Consider the following 20,749-nt stretch of genomic DNA (forward strand, 5'->3'; position numbering starts at 1 on the left):
CATTGAGCGACTGTTGGGTAACCCGCCCGCCAATCGGGCCGGGCTTTAGTCTGTGTGCAGCCTGATGTTCCGGTTCCGAAACACTGGTAGCGGCCTGCACGAAGATGATATGGGTGGAACGAGACGGCGTTCAAGAGGGCGGCAATCAGCGCCTTTTCGGCGCTCCCGCCCCTTGATTTGCAGCACTTCGCGCCCAAGCACTTCCAATCATGACGCTGGTCTCGATCCCGTCCAATCCCGTCCCCGAAGACGTCGTCAGCGGTACCATCAAGACGCCCGATGGTGCCGAGCTGCGCTTTGCGCGCTGGGCGCCGCCGGCGAACCGCAAGGGCACCGTCTGCGTCTTCACCGGACGCAGCGAGCAGATCGAGAAATATTTCGAGACCGTGCGCGATTTGCGCGACCGCGGCTTTGCCGTGGCGATGATCGATTGGCGCGGGCAGGGCCATTCCTCGCGCCGCCTGCGCGACCCGCGCAAGGGCTATGTGCGCGATTTCTCCGATTTCGAGGTCGATGTGGAGGCCTTCGTGCAGCAGGTCGTGCTGCCGGACTGCCCGCCGCCCTTCTTCGCGCTGGCCCACTCCATGGGCGGCACGGTGATGCTGCGGGTGGCGCATGCGGGCAAGCGCTGGTTCGATCGCATGGTGCTGTCGGCACCGATGATCGACCTGCCCGGCCGCACCACCTCGCTTCCGGTGCGTGCGCTGCTCAAGACCATGCGCCTGCTCGGGCAGGGCGGCCGTTATGTCCCCGGCGGCAGTGACCGTCTCACCGGGCTCGATCCCTTCATCAACAATCCCGTGACCAGCGATCCGGTGCGCTATGCGCGCAATGCCGCGATCCTGGAGGAGGACCCGACGCTCGGGCTGGCATCACCGACCGTGGCCTGGGCCGACACCGCCTTCCGCGCCATGAACACCTTCAAGGGCAAGAACTACCCCTCGCAGATCCGCCAACCGATCCTGATGCTGGCGGCCTCCAACGACGCCGTGGTCTCGACCGCGGCGATCGAGGAGTTCGCCTATCACTTACGCGCCGGCTCCCATCTCGTGATCGCCGGCGCCAAGCACGAGATCCTCCAGGAGCAGGACCGCTACCGCTCCCAGTTCTGGGCCGCCTTCGACGCCTTCGTGCCGGGCACGCCGTTGTTTAAGTGAGGAGACCTTCTCCCTCGCCCGCTCATGTCCGCCGAAGCCTTGGCGAAGGCGGATGCGGGGACGCGACGAGCTTCGCTCGCGCTGAGAGGGTCGGGGTGAGGGGAGTCTCCGCGGGGGCGGTGAGAGTTGGATTCGCGGAGAGTCCCCCTCACCCGAATCCGATCTGCGATCGAATTCGACCTCTCCCCGCAAGCGGGGAGAGGTGAAGATCATCTACAGCGTCTTCAGATACTCGATCAGGTCATAGCGCTCGGCATCGTCCTTGAAAATGCGGCCGATGACGCCGTCGCGTTTTGGTTCGCCTTCCTTGCGCTCGAAGGAATGGCCGAGCACGCTGTTGCCCTGGACCGGGTCCTTGTCCGACCCCGCCGAGAACTGCGTTTCGCCCGTCTTGCACGTCTCATCCGCGGTCACTGCAAAGCCGACGGTGACGGGATCATAGTCGCGGCGGCCCATGCAGAATTTGGTTGGGCGCTCGTTCGCTGGCTTCAGCAACCAGTACAGCGAAGGCACCGAACCGTTGTGCAGGTAGGGCGCCGTCGCCCAGATACCGTTCAGCGGTCGCGCGCGATAGCGCGGATCAGGCGCCGGATTGAGACAGTTCTTGCGCGCGAGATTCCACATTTTCGCCCGTTCTGCCTCCGGGACCTTCTCGTCGTCCATCCATTTGCGGGCGACGAGATCGACCACCGTCATGAGGCCGAGCGCATAGACCATCTCATTGGGCGATTTGCTCGCGGTGGGGATGTCGCATTGCCACCATTTCTGGAGGTCGGCCGTATTCACCTTCAGGAAGCCGGGCACATCGACGATCCTGTTGCTGAGAACAAGGGATTGTTCGGGATCGGTGCTGATCTCCTTGAGCGGGATCGTGACGGCGTTCAGCACCCTGCTGTCGCCGCTAGGCTCCCAATGCGACGAGGACCAGAAAGCAGGGGTGTCGATGGCAGGCAAATGGCATCCGGAACACATCTCGGCGTAGATCTTGCGACCATTGTCGACCTTCTTCTGATCGATCCTCCAGGCATCGCCGAGGATCTGCGAGGGCCATTTCGGCGCCAGCAGGCCGCCGAATTTCGGATCGGGCGACTTGAACGGATCAGGGCCTCGGAGCATGTCCTCGATCCAGCCGAGTGTCCTGATGTTGACCGAGGACCGCCACAGCCGGTCATCCGGATAGGCGTCGGACAGGTTGAGCAGCGCCGTCACGCCGAGCGCTTCGCCGGCGTTGCGGATCAACGGCTGCTCGATCGATGCGTCGTACTGGGCGAATTTGAACCAGGGCACGGTCCAGATCGCGGGGTAGCTGACCGGCGCGTCCTGGGCATGCAGGTTCTTCTCGAAGCCCTTGATCCCGCTCAGCGCGAGATCCTGCGAGAAGACCTGGTTGCCGATGCGATTGAGAGCGTCGAGGCGGCCGAACCCTTCCTCCGTGTCCTGCTGCTGCCTGCCGTTCCAGGTCTTCTTGCTTTCAACCGTCTTTTGCTGGGTTTTCGCCCAGTCAATCAGGAACGTGCCGATCGCGCTGAGCTTCTGCTTGAGTGCGGCGCGGTCAGTCTTGCTGGCATCGGGGCCGAGCACGCGATCGGCAAAGCGCTGGAAGCGGAACGGGACATACAGGGTGTAGGCGATCGACAGGCCGGTCGAGAGCTCCAGCTTTTTCAGGTCGGTCATGGCCGGGCCGCCGTCGAAGCGCACGTCCACGCCCTGGTAATGGATCTGGCCGGTGTGGCAGGCCGCGCAGGTCAGCCCGATCTTGTCGTCCTCGCGACGGCCGGTCGCGGGATCGACGACGCCGGTCATCCGCGCGAAACCGACCGGCAGGCCGTCGACGTTCTCCACCGGCGTCCATCTGGTCGACCAGTCCGGCACCTGCGTCGTCTCGTAGACATTGGCGTAACCGAAGCGGCGCAACGTCGTCGTGTCGGTCTGAATCGATTGCGGGCTTGGAATAAAGCCGAAGCCTTCGAGGTAGGCGCTGTCCTTCATCATGCCGGGCTTCGAGAACAGATGAAGGCGTGGCTGCTCCAGCGCCATGAACCATTCATAGGGCACGGGGAAGGTCGCGGTGCCCTGGCTGGCATGGTGGAACCAGTGCCGGTCCTTCAGCGACCAGTTTTGCTCGAGCCAGAAAGCGGCCTTCGTCTCCGGGACCGCAGGCAAGGGCGGCGGCAGGAGATTTACGAGAATTCCCTTCTGCGGCAGCATGGCGCGAACCTGATTGGGGAATTCGGCCACCGCGACAAGAGCAACGAGGCCGACGGCGACCAGCAAGGCCGCAAGCTTGAGGGCGCCCCGCACCACGCGCTGGCAGGTCGATAGCACCGGCGGGACCAGTCGCTGGTTGATGCGCGCGGGGAATTGGCGCTCGTTGAACAGCGTGCGCACGTCGGCAACGCCGAGATAGCGATCCTCGCCCGTGCCCTTGCCGATGATCTTCAGGAGGATCGGCCATTCGAACTTCATCAGCAGCGGGTAGTACCAGCGCGCGGCGCTGCCGGCGCGCTTGAGGTTGTCGCGCATGAAGATTTCGATTTCCGAGGCGTTGAGGCCCAGCTCGGAGCCGCCATTCGGATCGGTGTAAGTCCGGCCGAAACTCGCGAACCGAGCGATCTCGTCGTCGTTGACCTTGCCGTCGACGTCGAGGATGCGCGAGCCGGCACCGCGTTTGTCCAGCGGGCCCCCGCGCAGCGCATCGAGCTGCGCGCCCGAAAAGATGCTCTTGAGGATGTGACCGAGACCATTGGCGATGAGCGCCACGCCGCGGACCTGGAGCTGGGCAGACGCCTTCTTCAGCCCGGTCTCGCCGGTCGCGTTCGCGATCGTCTCCGACAGCTTGCCGAGCGGGACGGTGCCGCCCTCGACGAAGCCCTCGCCGACGAGGCCGCGCAGGAATGGGCAGGGATTGTTCGGCGAGACCTGGATCGAGGGATCGAACGGCGGCTTCGAAGCGGGGTCATGCATGGCCCAAAATCCTGAAAACAGCGAATCGTGAAATGAGGCGCCGATCAAGCGCGGAAAGTCCTAACAAACCGACATCAGATTATACTACTTCAGCGTGTGGCGAAGTGTGGCCGAATTCACTGTCCTGTCAACAAGCAGGCGGTTCTGACCAAAGACCAAAGGGAACGGCTGCGGGAGACCGCGGTCTGCCGGTCAGGACTCGGCGACGCGTTTGACGTCGCTCTGAACCAGGGTCAGCTTGCCGAGCGGCACGCCGGCCTTCAGCAGCCCCTCGCGATAATGGGCGAGATCCTCGGGCCGCTTCCAGTGGAAGTTGCGCAAGTGACGATCGACATTGAGGGTCGGGTAGTTGCCCATCAGCACGCCGGTCGCCTCGCTCGCCTCGGCGCTCCGGCCCAATTGTGCCAGGGCTGCGGCGCGGATCGCCAGCGCCTGCATGTGGTTGGGGTTGATGTAGAGCTGCTCGCGCGCCCATGACAGGGTCGCGTCATATTGGCGCAACAGATAATGGCTGAAGGCGTTCAGTGCCGCCCATTGGTAGCGCGGGTCGCTGTTGTCGCGTTGCGCGGCCATCGAGAACAGCTCGATCGCCTCCCGGTGCTCGCCGATGACGAAATGGCAGATGCCGAGGACGCCCCGCGCGCCCATGTCGTAGGGATTGAGCGCGACCGCGCGCTTGGCCGCGTCCATCGCCGCCTCATAATGCCCTTCCATGGCGTGCGCCCAGGACAGGATCGAGAACGCAAAGGACGAGCGCGGGTCGAGCCGGACGCTGGTTTCGGCGAGGTTCATCGCCTCGGCCCACATCTCGCGCGTGCCCTTGACCCAGCCGAACTGGATGCTCTGGATCTGGATCGTGGCGAGATAGGCGTGCGCGATCGACAGTTTGGGATCGACCCTGATGGCTTCCCGGAACAGATCGACGGCGGTGGCCAGGTCCTCCTTGGTCTGCCGGTAGTAATGCGACAGCCCCTTGAGGAAGCGATCCCAGGCGGTGACGTCGGTCGAGAGCCGCGCGGGCGCCGAGGCTTCGGCACGGACGATCTCGGTGGCGATGGCGGCGGACAGATTGGTCGTGATCTCGTCCTGCATCGCGAAGAAGTCGCCGATGTCGCGATCGTAACGGCCGGTCCAGAGCTGCTCGCCGGTCTCCGGTGCGATCAGCTCGGCGGTGACGCGGATCTTGGCTCCGGCGCGCCGCACCGAGCCCTGGATCAAATAGGTGGCGTCGATCTCGCGCGCGATCAGGCGGGTGCTGGTGTTCCTGCCCTTGAAGGCGAAGGTCGAGTTGCGGCTCAGCACGCGATAGAAGGATTGCAGCGACAGCGCGTGGATCAAATCCTCGGTGAGGCCGTCGGAGAAATACTCGTCCTGGGCATCGCTGAGATTGGCGAACGGCAGCACGCCGACGATCGCGGTGCGGTACTGTTGCGAGAGGGCGGACGCCTCCCGGAGCTCGGGCGCGAGCGCCGGCGCACCCTCGGGTGTCCAGGTCCAGACCCCGACCGCATCCTTGATGTTCTTGAAGCGATGATTGCCGGCATCGACCAGCGGCACGCTGAGATGCTTGCTCGCCTCCTTGTAGGCCTTGGCCGAGATCGCAAAGCCGCCGGGGCTCGCCACCGATTCCAGGCGGACGGCAATGTTGACATCGTCACCGAATACCTCGTCCTCATCGGCGATGACGTCGCCCATATGGATGCCGAGGCGGAACTGCATGGCGCGGTCGGCCGGCAGATGGTGGTTGCGCTCCGCCATCAGCGTCTGCATCGCGATCGCGGCTTCGGTGGCGCCGACGATCGAGGGGAACTCCAGCAGGAAGCCGTCACCGGTGTTCTTCACGACGCGGCCGCCGTGATTGAGGATGATCGGGTGGATCGCGCTGCGATGGGCCTTGAAGGCGGCATGGGTGCCGGCCTCGTCGCTGCCCATCATGCGCGAATAGCCGGCGACATCGGCGCAGACGATGGCGGCCAGACGTCTTTCCATATCCCGGAAGCTCCAAGGGATCGATAAGTGATCGTGAAGGGACCTGGGACTGGCCACGGCGTGGCAAGTCGGCTCGAATCCCGCATTTCAAGAACCTCGCCTTTATAAAGCAGATGTGGCCGAGCGGAAGCATGATCCGCATTGCAAATTCGAGGTAAATCCCACGCAATCCCGGCGGTGGACGGCGGCGGCCGAACCGACTAAGCGGAATTGCGACGCACGAACGGGCGGCAGGGGCACCTTTTGCATGCTGGGCATTCACGAAATCGGGCTCTTCATCCTCTCGGGCGTGCTGCTCAACATCACGCCGGGGCCTGATTCCGTCTACGTCATCGGTCGCAGCATGCAGATGGGCTGGCGGGGCGGCGCCGCGGCCGCATTCGGCATCAGTTGCGGCTGTTTTGTCCATGTCGCGGCTGCCGCGATCGGCCTTTCGGCCCTGCTGATGGCCTCGTCGACCGCCTTTTCGATCCTGAAACTGGTCGGCGCGGCCTATCTCGTGTTCACCGGGATTCAGATGCTGTGGTCGCGTCCTGTGCTGGCGGCGGCGATCGACGAGCCGGTGCGAAGCTCGCTGCGGCGGGTGTTCCTCCAAGGGGTCTTCACCAACGCGCTCAATCCCAAAGTCGCGCTGTTCTTCCTGGCCTTCCTGCCGCAATTCGTTGCGGCCGATTCACCGCACAAGCCGCTCGCCTTCCTGACGCTCGGCCTGATCTTCATCTCTACAGGGACGCTGTGGTGCCTGGTGCTGGCCGCGTTCGCGGCCAAAGCCGCCCACCGGCTCCGCGAGTCCGAGGGCGCGATCGCCTGGGTCAACCGCGCGCTCGGCGGCCTCTTCATCTATCTCGGCATCCGCGTCGCCATGCTGGAGACGCGGTAGCTCGTTCGAACGGATGAGGGAAGCTGCGTCGGGTGGGCAAAGGCGCACTTGCGCCGTGCCCACCACCTCTCTCGGTCACAAAAAATGCGTGGGCACGCTTCGCTTTGCTCACCCTACGATCTGCCTCAAACGAATTCCTTCGCCAGCGCGCTGCCGGCGAGATAAAGGCCGAGCAGGATCATCGCGATCAGGAACCAGCGGCGGAACGCTTCCGCCGGCATTCGCGCCCGCACCGACTGTCCCACGAACATGCCGGCAAAAGCCATGGCCATGCCCACCGCGCCCGGCACGACATTGGCTGGCGTCAACAGGCCAACGGCGGTGAGGTTGAAGGCCAGCGCCAGCGTCGCTGTCGTGAAGAACACGCCGAGCGCCTGAACCAGCTCGTCCTTCTCCATGCCGATCGCCTGCATGAACGGCATCGAGGGGATCACCTGCACGCCGGTCGAGGCCGAGATCACGCCGGTGACGACACCGACCACGCCGCCCACCCATTTCTCGTTTTGCTGCGCGACGCGGAATTGGAGCTTGTTCAGACCGATCACGGCATAGATGACGAGCAGGACGCCGAGCACGATCGTGCCGTAGCGCGCATGCGGCCCGGTCAGCGCGCCGGCATTGAGCCAGCATCCGATCACGGTGCCGATCATCAGCGGCCACAGCCGCTTCAGGATGTCGCGCAGATAAGGGCCGACGAAGGTCTGCCAGATGTTGGTGACGATGGCGGGCACGATGACGATGGCGATCGCGCGGCTGGGCGTCATGCTCACCGCGAGCAGGCCCATGGACACGGTCGGCAGGCCGAGCCCGACCACGCCCTTGACGAATCCGGCGATCAGGAAGACGGCGGCGATGACAATGAGAAGCGGGTCGATCATGTCGGCACATTGACCGAAGCCGCGCCGACGCACAATCTGGAGGTTACGGAGCAAGCCTTCGTTGGAGACGAAGGCTGGCGCATGATCCGGACCCGCAGGGCCGCGTCAGCGCAAAGTGCGCAGCGGTTTTCCGTCAAGATCGTGCTCCAACAACAAGAAAGAGACCTGCCATGCGTTTCGACCTCGTCGACCTCCAGCTGTTCATCGCGGTCGCCGACCAGCGCAGCATCACCCGCGGCGCAGAGCGGTCGCATCTGGCCCTGGCCTCGGCCAGCGCGCGCATCAAGGGGCTCGAGGACGCGCTCGGGGTCGCGCTGCTCAAGCGCGGACGGCGCGGCGTCGAGCTGACCGCGGCGGGCGAAAGCCTGCTCGACCATGCGCGGCTGGTCATCCACCAGATCGACGCCATGCGCGGCGATCTCGCCGGCTTTGCCTCTGGCGTGCGCGCCAGTGTGCATTTCCTCGCCAACACCTCCGGCCTGTCCGAGCATCTGCCGAAGGCGCTGGCCGGCTTCCTGCGCGAGCATCGCGACATCGCCGTCGACATCGAGGAGCGCGAGAGCACCGACATCGCGGCCGCGATCACCGCAGGCGCGGCCGATCTCGGTTTCGCCGCCGAGCACGCGCTGCCCGATCATATCGAGCGCTTCGTGTTCAGCGAGGACCGCCTGGCGCTGGTGACCTCGCGCCGCGGCCCGTTCGCCGGCCGCCGCCAGATCGATTTCCAGGAGGCGGGGGCGTGCGAGTTCGTCGGGCTGACCAGCGCCACCGCGCTTCAGATGCATATTTCGAAGCACGCGGCGCGGCTCGGCATGCGCCCGCATTTCCGCGCACGCCTGCGCGATTTCGACGCGATCTGCCAGATGGTCGCCGCCGATGTCGGCGTGGCCCTCGTGCCCGAATCCGCCGCCCGCCGCTGCGCCAAGCTGATGCCTCTCGCCATCGTCCGCCTGCGCGATGCCTTCGCCAACCGCCGCCTCGTGATCTGCGCGCGCAGCTTCAAGGCGCTGCCACGGCCGGCCAAGATGCTGGTGGAGCATTTAAGGGCAGAGACGGTGTGAGCAGTGCCGTCGCGATCGAGGAGCGACGTCCTGACAGACCGCGCCTAGTGCGTGTTCGATTTCTGCCATTTCTCCAGGTCGACCGGTGGCCGCTTCGGATCGATCGGGTCTTTCTCCGGATTGCTCAATTCCCCGCTAGATATCCGTTTCCGCGCCGACGCCTTGGGAAGCATGCTGTTGTTGGTCGGCTACAGCATGTCCGACCCCAACATACGTCTGCTCCTGCATCGGCATATTTGGGACGATTCCGGCCACCGCCAGGACCGGCCGAAATCCCTTGTATTTGTCGCGCAGCGCAATCCTTTGCAGGAAGCCGTCTTGGCGAACTGGGACATCACCACCATTGCGCCGATGGATGGCGTGACCGCTTCCCGCGATCAAGGCTGCCGTGATCGCGCCCGCCGATGAACCGGCCACCCAATCGATCCGCGGTGCCAGATCAGTCAGGGCTTCGAATGCCCCGCCATGATAGGCACCTAGGCCCAGGCCGCCGAGAAGACCACGGCCGTCAGGGATCGCTCCGGGTCCATGGCACGGCTCGCCTTGGCGGAGGTTACTTACCGGTATTCCCTGTAACGGCGTGCCTGGGCATAGCGCGGGTTGATGCCGCAATAGGCGTGCGTGCCCGAGGCGGTCGCCATGCATTGAGCGTAACTGGCAAACTGGCAATTGCCCGGATAGCCCCAGGTCCGGCCCTGGAGGCAGTAGCGATCCTGCGCAACTGCCGAGGTCGAACAGCCAAGGCACGCCATGAACGACAGAGTGGCGGCAGCTATCAGCAAACGACGCTTCATGGAAATCTCCAATTTCGACATTGAAACGCGGCCAGTGAGGCGGCGTTCCAAATGGGCTCGGCACGCCTGGGGTCGCGGCACATCGTGTTCGGCGAGGTCGGCCGCCAGCGGCCCGTCAGCCGGCCCTACTTCGCCGTCTCCACGCCGGCGTCCTTGATCACCTTGGCCCATTTCGCGGTCTCGTCCGCGATGAACTGCCGGAAGTGCTCCGGCTCGTCGCCGACCAGCGTCGCGCCCTGGGCGGCGAGCTTTCCCTTCACCGCCGGATCCGCCATCGCCTTGGTGGCGAGGCCATGCAGCGCCGTGACGATCTCCTTCGGCGTGCCCTTCGGTGCGACCATGCCGTACCAGTTCTCGATCTGGAGGCCGGCAAAACCCGCTTCCGCGGTGGTCGGCACATCGGGCGCGGTCGGCGCCCGCGCGACCGAGCCGACCGCAATGGGACGCAGCGCGCCGGCCTTGACCTGCGGCAGCAGCACGGGGAGATCGAGAAACGTCATCTGCACCTGCTGGCCCAAGAGATCGTTCACGGCCGGAGCTGCGCCGCGATAGGGCACGTGGACGATGTCGATCTTCGCCGTCAGCTTGAACAGCTCGCCAGCGAGGTGTGGCAGGCTGCCAGCGCCGGAGGAGGCGAAGTTGAGCTTTCCCGGCTGCGCCTTGGCGAGCGCGATCAATTCGCCGATGTCCTTGGCGGGCACGTTGGTGGCGATCACGAGCATTTCCGGCACGGTCGCAACCAGCGTCACCGGGGTGAGGTCGCTCAAGGTGTCGTAGGCGACCTTTTCCATGCTCGGGCTGATCGCGAGCGCGCCGGCTGAGGAGATCGCGATGGTGTAGCCGTCGGGGGCGGCCTTGGAGACCGCATCGGTGCCGAGCACGCCGCCCTGGCCGCCGCGATTGTCGATCAGCACCGCCTGCCCTGACAGCTCCGACATGCGCTGGCCGATCACCCGCGCGATGATGTCGTTGGGCCCGCCGGCCGGGAACGGCACGATCAACTTGATCGGCTTCGTCGGAAAGTTCTGCGCGGACGCCAGCGTCGGCAGCAGCAGCAATAATCCAAGAAGAAGCCTGCGTGAGATGGTCATGCAAGCCTCCGCCCGCGTTTGTTATTGGTTGAGCAGCTTCAGTGCTTCTTCGTGAACCCTGGCATCCCCGGCCGCGACGATGCGGCCGCCGCCCTGGGCCGGCTTGCCTTCCCAGGTGGTGACGACGCCGCCGGCGCCGGTCACGATCGGGATCAGCGCTGCGATGTCGTAAGGCTTCAGCTCGGTCTCGACCACGAGATCGACGTGGCCGGCCGCCAGCATGCAATAGGAGTAGCAGTCGCCGCCATAGCGCGACAGACGCGCGCCCTGCTCGATACGGCTGAAAATGGCGCGGTCGCGGTCGTTCATCAGAAGCGGGCTGGTGGTGTAGGTCGTGGCTTCCGAAAGTGAGGCGCAGCGGCGGACCTGGAGCCGGCGCTCGCCGGACGGGCCCTTGTAGTTGGCCGAACCGTTGTCGCCGGAGAAGCGCTCGCCGATGAAGGGCTGGTGCATCATGCCGTAGACCGGCGCGCCCTTGTGCAGCAGTGCGATCAGCGTTCCCCAGATCGGAAAGCCGCCGATGAAGGATTTGGTGCCGTCGATGGGGTCGAGCACCCAGACATAGTCGGCGTCCTCGCGCTCGTTGCCGAATTCCTCGCCGACGATGCCGTGCTGGGGGAAGTTGGCCTTGATCAGCCGGCGCATCACCGCCTCAGCGGCGCGATCGGCCTCCGTGACGGGGTCGAAATCCTTGGTCTTGCTCTTGTCGTCGATCGACAGCGAGGTGCGGAAGAACGGCAGGATAGTTTCGCCGGAGGCGGTGGCGAGCCGTCCGATGAAGGCGGAGAAGTCGATCACCGTCACAGGCCAAATCCTCAAAGCGAAAGTTGGATGGAGCTCCCTCCTGCCTAGCTCAATTCGCCTCCCGCGTGCAGCGCTGTCTTGATCTTGCACCCTGGTATTTTGGATGCCGAAGGCGGCTGCCTCATCCAAGTCATCTGCTGGCCAAATATCGATCACAGAGTTGAAAACTTAGTTCCGAATATGCCTTGTTCGTATGCAAATGACTATCAACCCATTGAATTTCCTTATCAAAGAAACTGAATCTGGGTTTCCATAGAAGCAATTGAGCCATGTGCGTACTGCATGGGAAACGGCTCGAAAGCCCTTGCACTTTGTGCGTCGCGGTCGCATATTGTTGCGGTGCGGTAGCGCTTGGCGTTACCGCTGCCCTCCTTGGGCGTTTCCTCCCTAGACTTGGGCCGCTTGCGTCATTCGCGAGCGGCCCTTTTTTCTTTGTGCCTCTGTTTTCGTTTCAACGTGCGCAGCGAAAGCGAAGCGAAGGCGCGCTCGCGCCAATCACAGGCAATACGATCTGACGAAGGAAAGCCGGCGCCTATTCGGCCGCGGCCTGGAACGGGCCGAGATCGCCGAAGGGAATCGTGGTCGCCAGCACGTCGGCGAGAACGCCGAAGTCGGATGCCACTTGCGCAAAGCGTGCACTCCGCTCGCGCCGCCGCTCGTCCATGTAGATCGCGCGGTTCAGCTCGAGCTGCACCGCGTGCAGGCCGCTCGCGGGATTGCCGTAATGCTCGGTGATGAAGCCGCCGGCATAGGGCTTGTTGCGGCCGATCGAATAGCCGAGGCCGGTCATGGTCTCCTCGACCCGGTCGGGCAGAAGCGGGGTGCAGCTCGTGCCGTAGCGGTCGCCGATCACGACGTCGGGCCGGCGCGGCTCGTCGCGGGACACGCCGACCGACGGCATCGAATGGCAGTCGACCAGCACCACGGTGCCGAACATCTGGTGCACCTTGTTGATCAGCCGGCGCAGCGCGCGGTGGTAGGGCTTGTACAGCGTCTCGATCCGCCCCAGCGCATCGTCGACCAGGATGCGGTCGCGGTAGATCTCCTGGCCGTCGCCGACCACGCGCGGAATGGTGCCGAGGCCACCGGCGACCCGCATCGAGCGGGTATTGGCAAAGCTCGGCAGCCGTCCGCTGAACATGCGGGGATCGAGCTCATAGGGCTCGCGATTGACGTCGACATAGGAGCGGGGAAAGTTGACCCGCACGGTCGGAAAGCCGCGCTCGCTCAAATGGCCGATCAGCTCGTCCATGAAGGAATCTTCGGACCGCCGTAGCGTCGGCAGGTCGATCCTGGACGCCGCGAGGAATTCGTCCGGATAGGTCGAGCCGGAATGGGGCGAGTTGAAGATGACGGGCGCGCGCCATTGCGCGGGCTCAACGATCTCGAAGGCTGGCGACACCTCGCCGTCAAACCGGGTCATCTTCTCAGGCTTCGTCCCTTAGCGGCAGGATCCGGGCCCCGGATCGAATTGATTCGGCCGATCGATGCGGCTCTTATGTGTCGTCATTGTCCGGAATCGCAACCATTCTGCCAAGCGAAAAGATGTGATTGGCGCTGGAACATGTCTTAACCGTGTGGGCAGGGAAGCGGGGATGCGCCGGGGGCTCGATTGATTCGAGCAGCATTCCGGTTCACAAGGAGTCGGCAGCGCAGCCGGCTTGGGGTTAAGATTTTCACCCCAAATTTACCCTCTGTCCGGCTTAGTAAGCTCTGCTGATATCCTCTGGGGATTCGACGTTTCCTGCCATGCCAAAAATCCTGCTCGCCGAAGACGACAACGACATGCGCCGTTTCCTGGTCAAGGCGCTGGAAAACGCCGGTTTTCAGGTCTCGTCCCACGACAACGGCATGGCCGCCTATCAGCGGTTGCGGGAAGAGCCGTTCGAGATGCTGCTCACCGACATCGTGATGCCGGAGATGGACGGCATCGAGCTCGCCCGCCGGGCCTCGGAACTCGACCCCGACATCAAGATCATGTTCATCACCGGCTTCGCCGCGGTCGCCCTGAACTCGGATTCGGACGCCCCCAAGAACGCCAAGGTGCTGTCCAAGCCCGTGCATCTGCGCGAATTGGTCAGCGAAGTGAACAAGATGCTGGCGGCTTAAATCGGCCCCGTTCCGTCCTTGCGCAGGGTCCCCTCGTCCGTTATAGGGACCCCACCCGACGTAAGTGGACTATTAGGGCACGTAGCTCAGCGGGAGAGCACTACCTTGACATGGTAGGGGTCACAGGTTCGATCCCTGTCGTGCCCACCATCCTTCGCTCGCGAAGCGAGAGAAGGATGCCGCGCCGAAGCCCGAAGGGCGCAGGCGGGCTGCCGCCGCGAGCTACGGCTCGGCAAGCCACGATCTCAATGCGAAGCGTGTCCGGCGTAGCTCGAAGAGCGGAGCCGGACTGGCGCGTCTTGCTCGGTTTCGCTGGACAGCCCGTAGCCCGGATGGAGCGAAGCGCAATCCGGGATGCCCCTCCAGAGGCCCATCCCGGCCATCATTTCAGTTCCGTGTTCGCCACCGGCAGGATGGAGGCGACGTGCCAGCCGGTCGCATCCTGAACGTAGGTCTGGCTGATCAGAAACGTATTTTGTTGCGACGGCTTGCCCGGAAGGCCGCGTGTGAAAACGATTGGAACGAGGATCTGCATCACCTCGTTCGAGATCACCGCAACGTGGAATTTCGACATGTCGGGTTCGAGGTGCCAGGTGCCCTCGTAATAGGCCTTGAAGCGGGTGGCGACCGCATCGCGGCCTCGCGTCTCGATGCCTCTCGCAAACAACAGCGTGCCGGGCGAATTCCAGAGCATCACCTTCACATCGTCCGCATCATGCGCATTCTGCGCGGCGATGAATTTCTCGAAGATGGCTCGTGCCTCGGCGTCATTTGCGGCAGCTTGCGCCCCTCCTGCTGACCAGAACGTTGCGGCGAGCACCAGCGCTGCGGTCGCTGCCGCAGCACGACGGCATCGCCCAGATGGCCGCGGCCTGATGGAGCCTCGAGACATCTCGGAAGGGGGCATGGTCACCTCTCGTTTTGAATGATAGCCGTAATATCATCGATCGCCTCGCCGACCTTTCAGGATCGCGCGATCCGCGGTCGCCGCTGCATCACGTCTTCGTTGCCCACGCCTTGGTGGATTGCCGCAGGGATTTAGCCTGCCCCGCGCGGTCGGGGGCTGCCCCTGGAACAGGCCGGTGCTGCCGCGCATTGATCCGCCATGTCCAAGACCCGCGGAAAAAGGTTTGCCGTCGGCGACCACGTCAGCTGGAATTCCGAGGCCGGCCGGGTGCGCGGCCATATCCTGCGCGTGCACACCGCCGACGTCGATTACAAGGGCTACGTCCATCACGCCACGCCCGACGATCCGCAGTACGAGATCAGGAGCGACAAGACCGATCACGTCGCCCTGCACAAGGGCCGCGCGTTGCGGTCGTTGAAAAGCTGACGGCCGGCGAGCCGAGCGGTCGAGGTGTCACCATGGCTCATCCGTTCTTCACCATCGGCCACGCCACACGTTCGATCGAGGAGTTCGTCGAGTTGTTGCAGCACAGCGCGGTCACCTTCGTGGTTGACGTTCGGACCGTGCCCCGCTCCCGTACCAACCCGCAGTACAATCGCGAGACCCTGCCGCAATCGCTCGCGGCTGCTTCGATCGGCTACGAGCACATTGCCTCGCTCGGCGGCCTGCGCAGCCGCAAGCGCGAGGTGCCGCGTGAGACCAATGCCTTCTGGCAGAACGGCAGCTTTCACAATTACGCCGACCACGCGATGGGCGCGGCCTTTCACGAAGGGCTCGCACATCTGCGCGCCGTCGGGCAGGTGGAGCGCTGCGCCATCATGTGCGCGGAGACATTGTGGTGGCGATGTCACCGTAGGATCATCACCGACTACCTGCTCGCCGCCGGCGAGACGGTGTTCCACATTCTCGGTCCCGGGCAGGTCAAACCGGCCGAAATGAACCCGGCGGCGCGGGGCGTGGCTGACGGCCGCCTGGCCTACCCGGCCGAGAGTTAGCCAATCCTCGCCGCGGAGATTATGCTTGCGCTCCATCCTGGCTGCGATGTGGCCTTCCGACGCGAGCCCGCCCATGAGCATATCCGTCATCGAGCAAGCAAAAATCCAGGCCCAGGTGCTGGTGCCGCTGGTCAAGGCGCTCCAGGCCGAGCTCGGCGAGGCGCGCGCCAACGCGCTGGTGCGCAAGGCGCTCGGCGATCTCTATCGCGGCTTCGGCGAGGAATTCTGGAAGGCCAAGAGCCAGGGAGAGAGCGAAGCCGATCTCGGCAAGGCGGTATCGTCTGCCTTCAAGACCTACTCCCGCGATGACGCGCTCGCCTATGACGTCATCGAGCAGTCGCATGATGCCTTTGCCTTCGACGTCAAGCGCTGCGCCTATGCCGAATTCTATAAAGCGCTCGGCGAACCGGAGCTCGGCTTCCTCCTGATCTGCACGGCCGATTTTGCGACCGCGGAAGGCTTTGGTCCCGACATCAAGCTCGCGCGGACGCAGACGATCATGCAAGGCGCGTCCCATTGCGACTTCCGCTATCGGCGCGATGGCGGCGAGGGCCGGTGAGGGAGCGCCTCCTCTCAGGTCCCGCCGTCTTTTGCTCCCAGCAGCACATCCTTCAACCCGGTCGGATAAAGGCTCGGTCCGCCGTCCACGTCGAGCTCGGCAAGGTTGAACCAGCGCGCGACGATCGGCTCTCCATTGTCCTCGAGGAAGTCGATGCGGTCCTCACCGGCGAAGGCGCCGTCAGGAAACTCCACCTCGCAGATGAACATCACCTCGTGCCCGGTCGATCCCTCGTGCACAAAAATGTTCTCCAGCACCAACGGCTCGCTTGCGATGGTGACGTCGATGCCGAGCTCCTCGTTGAGCTCGCGCATCAGCGCAGCGCGCCAGCTCTCGCCGAACTCGATCTCGCCGCCGAGCGGGCGTACGCCCTTGATCCGCCCGGCATCGTCGCGAATTTCGGCCGCCAGCAGGCGCCCGTCCCGCCAGTGCAGGCCGATCGCGACGACGCGGATGTGGGGATGAGGGCGCCAAATGGTCATGACGGATCGTTATCGCGCGCGCCGCCTCCGTGCAATGCACGAAGGTCAGGTCTTCACGCCAGGCCTGATCAGCTTCGCAGGCTTGCTCCATGATTCGCAGCCTGTCATTGTCCGGTCATCCGCCACGGCGAGCTGGTGCGATCGAGCTATCGCGTGCGGCGAAATGCGTCGCTCCGCCGGATATGAAGAGAAGGCAGGCTATTGAGATGAGCAGCGTGAATAAGCCCGGCGGCAACTACTTGCCGGTGATCATCCATGGCGGGCTCGCCTATGTCAGTGGCCAGCTGCCGCGTCGCGGCGAAGACCTGCTGTATGTGGGCAAGGTCGGAGCAGGCGTCGATATCGCGACCGCACAGGAAGCTGCTGCCCTTTGCGCTGATCTCTGCATCTCCGCCATCAATCACGCCACAGGCGGAGAGGACCGGATCGTCCAGGTCCTGCAGCTCGTTGGATACGTCGCTTCAGCGCCTGGATTTATCCAGCAGTCGCAAGTCATGAACGGTGCCTCCGACCGGCTGATCGAACGCCTCGGCGAGCGCGGTCGTCATACGCGGACGTCCGTCGGCGTCGCCGAGTTGCCGCGAGGGGCGCCGGTCGAGCTGAACATGATCGCCGCTGTTCGGTCATAGCGGGCAGCGTTATCTGACGAGATATTTGGCAACCGCCGCCTCGTCCCACGCGATCCCGTTGCCGGGCTCCTCGTTCGGCAGCGCAAAGCCGTCCTTGATCTTGAGCCGCGTCGACAGCACAGCGTCGGCCCAGTCGACATATTCCAGCCAGTGCGCCGTCGGCGTCACGCAGAGCAGATGCGCGCTCACTTCGGAGAACAGATGCGAGGACATCTCGATGCCGGCAGCATGCGCGAGCGATGCGGCGCGCAGCCATCCGGTCACGCCGCCGATCCGTTGCACATCGGGCATCACGTAATCGCAGGCTTCCGCGGAAAGCGCCGCCTGCATCGAGAAGGCGCTGTCAAAATTCTCGCCGATCTGCACCGGCGTATGCAGTGCGTCGGCGATGCGGGCGCAGCCGGCATAATCGTCGTGGCGGATCGGCTCCTCGATCCAGCTCAAGCCCTCGTCGTCGAGCATCTCGCCGCGTTGGATGGCGTCGGTCACCGTCAGTGCCTGATTGTAGTCGCACATCAGCGTCACCTCGTCGCCGACGGCCTTTCTCACCGCGCGGACGACGGCGAGATCCTCCCGCGCATCGGGCCGGCCGACGCGGATCTTGGCGGCCTGAAATCCCTCGGCCAGCAGCTTGTGCGCCTCCTCGACCGCGGCGCCCGCCGGCATGATGCCGAGCCCCTTCGAATTGTACGCCCTGACCGGCTTCGGCGCGCCGCCGAGCAGCCGTGCCAGCGGCAGGCCTCTGCTGCGGGCAAGCGCATCCCAGGCCGCCATGTCGATGCCGGATTGCGCCAGCCGCTGCAGGCCGGCGAGGCCAAGCAGGGTGAAGCGCTGGGTCAGCTTGCGCTCGATCTCGAACGGCAACAGCTCGTCGCCGGCAAGCAGGTCTGACATTTCCGTGACCATCGCCGTCAGCGGCTTCAATGCCGACGGTGTGATCGAGAACAGATAGGCGTGCCCGCGGGCGCCCTGGTCGGTCTCGCAGTCGATCAGCACCAGCGGGGCCTTGGCGACCGCGCCGGTCGAGGTCTGCAGCGGCAGGCTCATCGGCACGATCACGGGCCGCGCATGGAAGCGCTTGATGCGAATGGTCTCGGTCATGAGTCTCTCCAGGCGGGGGCGGAACGATCAGGCTACTTTTGCTGCAAGGCCATGCGAACGCCAAGACCCAGGTAGATCGCCCCGATGACGCGGCCCTGCCAGCGGCCGATGCTGCGATGACGGGTGAGCCAGCCAGCGACTTGCCCGGCAACAAGAGCGATCAACGCGGTGTAGATCGCGCTCATGATGACGAAGATGAGGCCAAGAATTGCAAGCTGGACAACGACGGAGCCCTTCTCGGAATGTACGAACTGTGGGAGAAAGGCTAGGAAGAAGAGCGCCGTCTTCGGGTTGAGCAGTTCGGCCAGCACCGCCTGCCGGAAGGCGAGCGACGCGTCGACCAAACGCGACTGCGCCAACTTGATATCCTCGCCTCTTTCCATAAGCGCGCGGATGCCGAGATATATGAGGTAGGCAGCGCCGGCGTACTTCACCAGGCTGAAGGCGAGAGCCGAGGTCATCAGCACCGCCGACAATCCGAGCGTAGCCATCGCGGTGTGAAGCAGGTCTCCGGTAGCGATGCCAAGACCGGTGGCAATTCCGACGCGATGCCCGCCCACAGACGCGCGCCCGAGCACCAAGAGGACCGCGGGACCCGGAATGAGAAAGAGGCCGAGAACCACCGCGATATAGGTCAGCAACGTGTCGAACTGGATCATGGTGAGTTCCGGTCTGATTGTCAGGAGCTAGAACCAGCCAGACCCGCTCTCTCAATGCAAGTCCTCGATGCGGCATAGGCTCCTGGTTCTGAGAGCTGTCTCCATCAGCCGCGAAATCATTCCCTATTCGGTCGACGCGCTGAGCGATGCGGCGGCCGAGCGAAGCGGTGTCATCACCGAGCGCGCGCCGGGCCTGGAGCTCTATCTCGATCCCGCGGTGGTGAAATCCGGCGATGCGGCGCGCGCTGCTGGAAAACGCACTGGCTTCGCTCAAGCCCTCGTGAGGGCTGCTGTTCTGAGAGAGCTTCTGTGGGGCATGCTCTCTTACCTTCCCCTCCGGGGGAGGGTAAGCGTGCGCTTCCCGCAACGAGAGAGGAAGGAGGCTCACCAAAAGGTCTACGTGGGCCTCACCTCGCCGCCCCCTCCGTGAACGCCGTCTCGATCACCTCACCAAAAGGCTGCCACGACCGCCCGTCGAACTGCACCAGCCGCATCTGCTTGATCGGCAGATAGTTGTTCGGTGAGGTATTCATCCTGATGTTGGGCAGCGCGACGGAAGGGTTGTACCCCCTCAGCGAAGCCGCCTGACGCATGATGTTCTCGCGTGACAGGTCGTCGCCGCATTGCTTCAGTACCTGCGTCAACGCCTCGGCCGCGGCGTAGCCGAAGACCGCCGCGCTGTTGTTGGTGCTTTCGACCTGATGGTACTTGTCCATGAAGGCGAACCATTCCTTCATGGCAGGATCGTCTTTCCAGGCGGGGTCGCTGGGGTCCTTCAGGAAGGCCGCCGAGATCACGCCGGCCGAATTCTCCAGGCCTGCGGGCGCCATCGCATTGGCGATCGAGGCGGAAGTATCGTTGACGATGAAGACCGGACGCCAGTTGAGCGAAGCCGCGAGCCTGATCACCTTGGATGCCGTCGACGGTACGCCGAGAAAGACGAAGATATCGGCACCCGCGCGCTTGAGGATCGAGACGTGCCCGTCGAGGTGCTCGTCACCGATGTCAAAGGCGATGTCGACGAGGACATGGCGGTTCAGATCGCCAAGTCCGTCCTGGATTCCCTTGTAGAGCATGCGTCCGAACTGGTCGTTCTGCCAGAGCACGACGATCTTCTTCCTGGGATAATAGGCCTGAATGTAGTTGGCGTAGATGCGCCCCTCCGACCGGATCGACGGCTGCCAGCCCATGGTCCAGGGGAAAGCCTTGGCCTGGCTCAGCTCCTCGTCGCCGGAGGCGACGAAAAGCTGCGGCACCTTCTTCTCGTTCAGATACCAGCGCGTGGCGAGATTGCCGGGCGTGCCGAACGACCCGAACATCAGGTGCACGTCGTCCTTCTCGACCAGATTGCGCGTCAGCTCCAGCGCGGTCGACGGATCGGAATTGTCGTCGCGCGTGATGAAGCGGATCTTGCGGCCATTGATGCCGCCGCGCGCGTTGATCATGTCGAAATAGGCGGCCTCCGCCTGACCGATCGCGCCGAATTCAGAGAGCGCTCCCGAATACGGCATGACATTGCCGATGCGGATTTCCTTGTCGCTTGTGGGTTGGTCCGCGCGTTGCTCGGACATCGCGCCAAGCGACGCGAGTGCGGCGATCAAAACGAACAGCAGTCTGCCGGTGACGCGCATGCTCGACACCTTGTCTTTGGCCCCCAACGAGGTCGGCTCAGTCCGCACCAAGGCGAGTT

The 20,749-nt window shown here is 64.1% G+C and carries 21 protein-coding genes, 1 tRNA gene and 2 pseudogenes; 11 read left to right on the forward strand and 13 right to left on the reverse strand.

The window, feature by feature from the left end:
- Positions 1 to 209 precede the first annotated feature (209 nt).
- Positions 210 to 1,157 carry an alpha/beta fold hydrolase gene (locus tag GGD62_RS17885; protein WP_028140009.1) on the forward strand — a complete coding sequence of 316 codons (948 nt, stop codon included), beginning with the start codon at positions 210 to 212 and terminating at the stop codon, positions 1,155 to 1,157.
- Between the two features lie 213 nt (positions 1,158 to 1,370).
- Here the strand turns inward: GGD62_RS17885 and GGD62_RS17890 are convergent, their stop codons facing one another.
- Positions 1,371 to 4,121 (reverse strand): di-heme-cytochrome C peroxidase, encoded by a 2,751-nt coding sequence (locus GGD62_RS17890; RefSeq protein ID WP_183709231.1) that lies wholly within the window; start codon positions 4,119 to 4,121, stop codon positions 1,371 to 1,373.
- A gap of 192 nt (positions 4,122 to 4,313) precedes the next feature.
- Entirely contained in the window at positions 4,314 to 6,110 is a 1,797-nt protein-coding gene (locus GGD62_RS17895) for an adenylate/guanylate cyclase domain-containing protein (protein ID WP_177237068.1), read from the reverse strand.
- A 247-nt stretch (positions 6,111 to 6,357) separates the two neighbouring features.
- Between GGD62_RS17895 and GGD62_RS17900 the strand changes: the two genes are divergently transcribed.
- Positions 6,358 to 6,990, forward strand: a complete 633-nt coding sequence (locus GGD62_RS17900; RefSeq protein WP_092255486.1) for a LysE family translocator — start codon at positions 6,358 to 6,360, stop codon at positions 6,988 to 6,990.
- A gap of 125 nt (positions 6,991 to 7,115) precedes the next feature.
- Here the strand turns inward: GGD62_RS17900 and GGD62_RS17905 are convergent, their stop codons facing one another.
- Positions 7,116 to 7,868, reverse strand: coding sequence for a sulfite exporter TauE/SafE family protein (locus tag GGD62_RS17905; protein WP_183236621.1), 753 nt, complete (start codon positions 7,866 to 7,868; stop codon positions 7,116 to 7,118).
- A 170-nt stretch (positions 7,869 to 8,038) separates the two neighbouring features.
- Between GGD62_RS17905 and GGD62_RS17910 the strand changes: the two genes are divergently transcribed.
- Positions 8,039 to 8,929, forward strand: coding sequence for a LysR substrate-binding domain-containing protein (locus GGD62_RS17910; RefSeq protein WP_092255480.1), 891 nt, complete (start codon positions 8,039 to 8,041; stop codon positions 8,927 to 8,929).
- Between the two features lie 126 nt (positions 8,930 to 9,055).
- Positions 9,056 to 9,337: pseudogene (locus tag GGD62_RS17915) on the forward strand (SIR2 family protein); the annotation flags it as partial.
- 21 nt (positions 9,338 to 9,358) lie between these two features.
- Here the strand turns inward: GGD62_RS17915 and GGD62_RS41850 are convergent.
- The 5 genes and pseudogenes from GGD62_RS41850 to GGD62_RS17935 all read right to left on the reverse strand — a co-directional run.
- Positions 9,359 to 9,574 (reverse strand): annotated as a pseudogene (locus GGD62_RS41850) (hypothetical protein); the annotation flags it as partial.
- Positions 9,487 to 9,723, reverse strand: coding sequence for a DUF3551 domain-containing protein (locus GGD62_RS17920; RefSeq protein ID WP_092255938.1), 237 nt, complete (start codon positions 9,721 to 9,723; stop codon positions 9,487 to 9,489). The gene GGD62_RS17920 and the pseudogene GGD62_RS41850, both read right to left, overlap by 88 nt.
- A 125-nt stretch (positions 9,724 to 9,848) precedes the next feature.
- A complete protein-coding gene (locus tag GGD62_RS17925; RefSeq protein ID WP_183709233.1) occupies positions 9,849 to 10,814 on the reverse strand; it encodes a tripartite tricarboxylate transporter substrate binding protein in 966 nt (321 codons plus the stop codon).
- Positions 10,815 to 10,835: 21 nt separating this feature from the next.
- Positions 10,836 to 11,618, reverse strand: coding sequence for a histidinol-phosphatase (hisN, locus tag GGD62_RS17930; RefSeq protein WP_018316157.1), 783 nt, complete (start codon positions 11,616 to 11,618; stop codon positions 10,836 to 10,838).
- Between the two features lie 532 nt (positions 11,619 to 12,150).
- Positions 12,151 to 13,041, reverse strand: a complete 891-nt coding sequence (locus GGD62_RS17935) for an N-formylglutamate amidohydrolase (protein WP_018316156.1) — start codon at positions 13,039 to 13,041, stop codon at positions 12,151 to 12,153.
- A gap of 326 nt (positions 13,042 to 13,367) precedes the next feature.
- On the opposite strand from GGD62_RS17935, the gene cpdR reads away from it, so the two are divergent.
- Together cpdR and GGD62_RS17945 are read left to right on the forward strand one after the other, a co-directional pair.
- Entirely contained in the window at positions 13,368 to 13,727 is a 360-nt protein-coding gene (cpdR, locus tag GGD62_RS17940) for a cell cycle two-component system response regulator CpdR (protein ID WP_007597092.1), read from the forward strand.
- Between the two features lie 75 nt (positions 13,728 to 13,802).
- Positions 13,803 to 13,877, forward strand: a tRNA-Val gene (locus tag GGD62_RS17945).
- 232 nt (positions 13,878 to 14,109) lie between these two features.
- On the opposite strand, the gene GGD62_RS17950 is transcribed toward GGD62_RS17945, so the two are convergent.
- Positions 14,110 to 14,634 carry a DUF4440 domain-containing protein gene (locus GGD62_RS17950; protein ID WP_183709236.1) on the reverse strand — a complete coding sequence of 175 codons (525 nt, stop codon included), beginning with the start codon at positions 14,632 to 14,634 and terminating at the stop codon, positions 14,110 to 14,112.
- Positions 14,635 to 14,832: 198 nt separating this feature from the next.
- Between GGD62_RS17950 and GGD62_RS17955 the strand changes: the two genes are divergently transcribed.
- The 3 genes from GGD62_RS17955 to GGD62_RS17965 all read left to right on the forward strand — a co-directional run bounded on the left by GGD62_RS17955 (position 14,833) and on the right by GGD62_RS17965 (position 16,188).
- Complete coding sequence (locus GGD62_RS17955; RefSeq protein ID WP_183238404.1) at positions 14,833 to 15,060, forward strand: DUF2945 domain-containing protein; 228 nt, start codon at positions 14,833 to 14,835, stop codon at positions 15,058 to 15,060.
- A gap of 32 nt (positions 15,061 to 15,092) precedes the next feature.
- Complete coding sequence (locus tag GGD62_RS17960) at positions 15,093 to 15,629, forward strand: DUF488 family protein (protein ID WP_183709238.1); 537 nt, start codon at positions 15,093 to 15,095, stop codon at positions 15,627 to 15,629.
- A 73-nt stretch (positions 15,630 to 15,702) separates the two neighbouring features.
- The gene (locus GGD62_RS17965) at positions 15,703 to 16,188 is read left to right on the forward strand and encodes an L-2-amino-thiazoline-4-carboxylic acid hydrolase (protein ID WP_049814776.1); all 486 of its coding nucleotides are present in this window, start codon (positions 15,703 to 15,705) and stop codon (positions 16,186 to 16,188) included.
- A 14-nt stretch (positions 16,189 to 16,202) separates the two neighbouring features.
- On the opposite strand, the gene GGD62_RS17970 is transcribed toward GGD62_RS17965, so the two are convergent.
- Positions 16,203 to 16,670 (reverse strand): NUDIX hydrolase, encoded by a 468-nt coding sequence (locus tag GGD62_RS17970; protein ID WP_018316151.1) that lies wholly within the window; start codon positions 16,668 to 16,670, stop codon positions 16,203 to 16,205.
- Positions 16,671 to 16,759: 89 nt separating this feature from the next.
- Here GGD62_RS17970 and GGD62_RS17975 point away from each other — a divergent pair, with 89 nt between their 5' ends.
- Positions 16,760 to 17,299, forward strand: coding sequence for a RidA family protein (locus GGD62_RS17975; protein ID WP_246800144.1), 540 nt, complete (start codon positions 16,760 to 16,762; stop codon positions 17,297 to 17,299).
- 9 nt (positions 17,300 to 17,308) lie between these two features.
- On the opposite strand, the gene GGD62_RS17980 is transcribed toward GGD62_RS17975, so the two are convergent.
- Both GGD62_RS17980 and GGD62_RS17985 read right to left on the reverse strand, forming a co-directional pair.
- Positions 17,309 to 18,400 carry an enolase C-terminal domain-like protein gene (locus GGD62_RS17980; protein ID WP_183709240.1) on the reverse strand — a complete coding sequence of 364 codons (1,092 nt, stop codon included), beginning with the start codon at positions 18,398 to 18,400 and terminating at the stop codon, positions 17,309 to 17,311.
- Positions 18,401 to 18,432: 32 nt separating this feature from the next.
- On the reverse strand, positions 18,433 to 19,059 hold the full coding sequence (locus GGD62_RS17985) for a LysE family translocator (protein WP_183709242.1): 627 nt from the start codon (positions 19,057 to 19,059) through the stop codon (positions 18,433 to 18,435).
- 67 nt (positions 19,060 to 19,126) lie between these two features.
- Here GGD62_RS17985 and GGD62_RS40815 point away from each other — a divergent pair, with 67 nt between their 5' ends.
- Entirely contained in the window at positions 19,127 to 19,489 is a 363-nt protein-coding gene (locus GGD62_RS40815) for a hypothetical protein (protein ID WP_246800146.1), read from the forward strand.
- Here GGD62_RS40815 and GGD62_RS17995 read toward each other — a convergent pair.
- Positions 19,467 to 20,690 carry an ABC transporter substrate-binding protein gene (locus GGD62_RS17995; RefSeq protein ID WP_183709246.1) on the reverse strand — a complete coding sequence of 408 codons (1,224 nt, stop codon included), beginning with the start codon at positions 20,688 to 20,690 and terminating at the stop codon, positions 19,467 to 19,469. The two genes, GGD62_RS40815 and GGD62_RS17995, sit on opposite strands and share 23 nt — an antisense overlap.
- Positions 20,691 to 20,749 lie beyond the last annotated feature (59 nt).

Source organism: Bradyrhizobium sp. ERR14 (assembly GCF_014198235.1).
GTDB lineage: Bacteria > Pseudomonadota > Alphaproteobacteria > Rhizobiales > Xanthobacteraceae > Bradyrhizobium.

What these genes read in the sequence shown, in the direction of transcription:
- GGD62_RS17885 (WP_028140009.1), top strand. Translation starts at nt 210, where the DNA reads ATGACGCTGGTCTCGATCCCGTCCAATCCCGTCCCCGAAGACGTCGTC.
- GGD62_RS17890 (WP_183709231.1), bottom strand. Translation starts at nt 4,121, where the DNA reads ATGCATGACCCCGCTTCGAAGCCGCCGTTCGATCCCTCGATCCAGGTC.
- GGD62_RS17895 (WP_177237068.1), bottom strand. Translation starts at nt 6,110, where the DNA reads ATGGAAAGACGTCTGGCCGCCATCGTCTGCGCCGATGTCGCCGGCTAT.
- GGD62_RS17900 (WP_092255486.1), top strand. Translation starts at nt 6,358, where the DNA reads ATGCTGGGCATTCACGAAATCGGGCTCTTCATCCTCTCGGGCGTGCTG.
- GGD62_RS17905 (WP_183236621.1), bottom strand. Translation starts at nt 7,868, where the DNA reads ATGATCGACCCGCTTCTCATTGTCATCGCCGCCGTCTTCCTGATCGCC.
- GGD62_RS17910 (WP_092255480.1), top strand. Translation starts at nt 8,039, where the DNA reads ATGCGTTTCGACCTCGTCGACCTCCAGCTGTTCATCGCGGTCGCCGAC.
- GGD62_RS17920 (WP_092255938.1), bottom strand. Translation starts at nt 9,723, where the DNA reads ATGAAGCGTCGTTTGCTGATAGCTGCCGCCACTCTGTCGTTCATGGCG.
- GGD62_RS17925 (WP_183709233.1), bottom strand. Translation starts at nt 10,814, where the DNA reads ATGACCATCTCACGCAGGCTTCTTCTTGGATTATTGCTGCTGCTGCCG.
- GGD62_RS17935 (WP_018316156.1), bottom strand. Translation starts at nt 13,041, where the DNA reads ATGACCCGGTTTGACGGCGAGGTGTCGCCAGCCTTCGAGATCGTTGAG.
- cpdR (WP_007597092.1), top strand. Translation starts at nt 13,368, where the DNA reads ATGCCAAAAATCCTGCTCGCCGAAGACGACAACGACATGCGCCGTTTC.
- GGD62_RS17950 (WP_183709236.1), bottom strand. Translation starts at nt 14,634, where the DNA reads ATGCCCCCTTCCGAGATGTCTCGAGGCTCCATCAGGCCGCGGCCATCT.
- GGD62_RS17955 (WP_183238404.1), top strand. Translation starts at nt 14,833, where the DNA reads ATGTCCAAGACCCGCGGAAAAAGGTTTGCCGTCGGCGACCACGTCAGC.
- GGD62_RS17960 (WP_183709238.1), top strand. Translation starts at nt 15,093, where the DNA reads ATGGCTCATCCGTTCTTCACCATCGGCCACGCCACACGTTCGATCGAG.
- GGD62_RS17965 (WP_049814776.1), top strand. Translation starts at nt 15,703, where the DNA reads ATGAGCATATCCGTCATCGAGCAAGCAAAAATCCAGGCCCAGGTGCTG.
- GGD62_RS17970 (WP_018316151.1), bottom strand. Translation starts at nt 16,670, where the DNA reads ATGACCATTTGGCGCCCTCATCCCCACATCCGCGTCGTCGCGATCGGC.
- GGD62_RS17975 (WP_246800144.1), top strand. Translation starts at nt 16,760, where the DNA reads ATGATTCGCAGCCTGTCATTGTCCGGTCATCCGCCACGGCGAGCTGGT.
- GGD62_RS17980 (WP_183709240.1), bottom strand. Translation starts at nt 18,400, where the DNA reads ATGACCGAGACCATTCGCATCAAGCGCTTCCATGCGCGGCCCGTGATC.
- GGD62_RS17985 (WP_183709242.1), bottom strand. Translation starts at nt 19,059, where the DNA reads ATGATCCAGTTCGACACGTTGCTGACCTATATCGCGGTGGTTCTCGGC.
- GGD62_RS40815 (WP_246800146.1), top strand. Translation starts at nt 19,127, where the DNA reads ATGCGGCATAGGCTCCTGGTTCTGAGAGCTGTCTCCATCAGCCGCGAA.
- GGD62_RS17995 (WP_183709246.1), bottom strand. Translation starts at nt 20,690, where the DNA reads ATGCGCGTCACCGGCAGACTGCTGTTCGTTTTGATCGCCGCACTCGCG.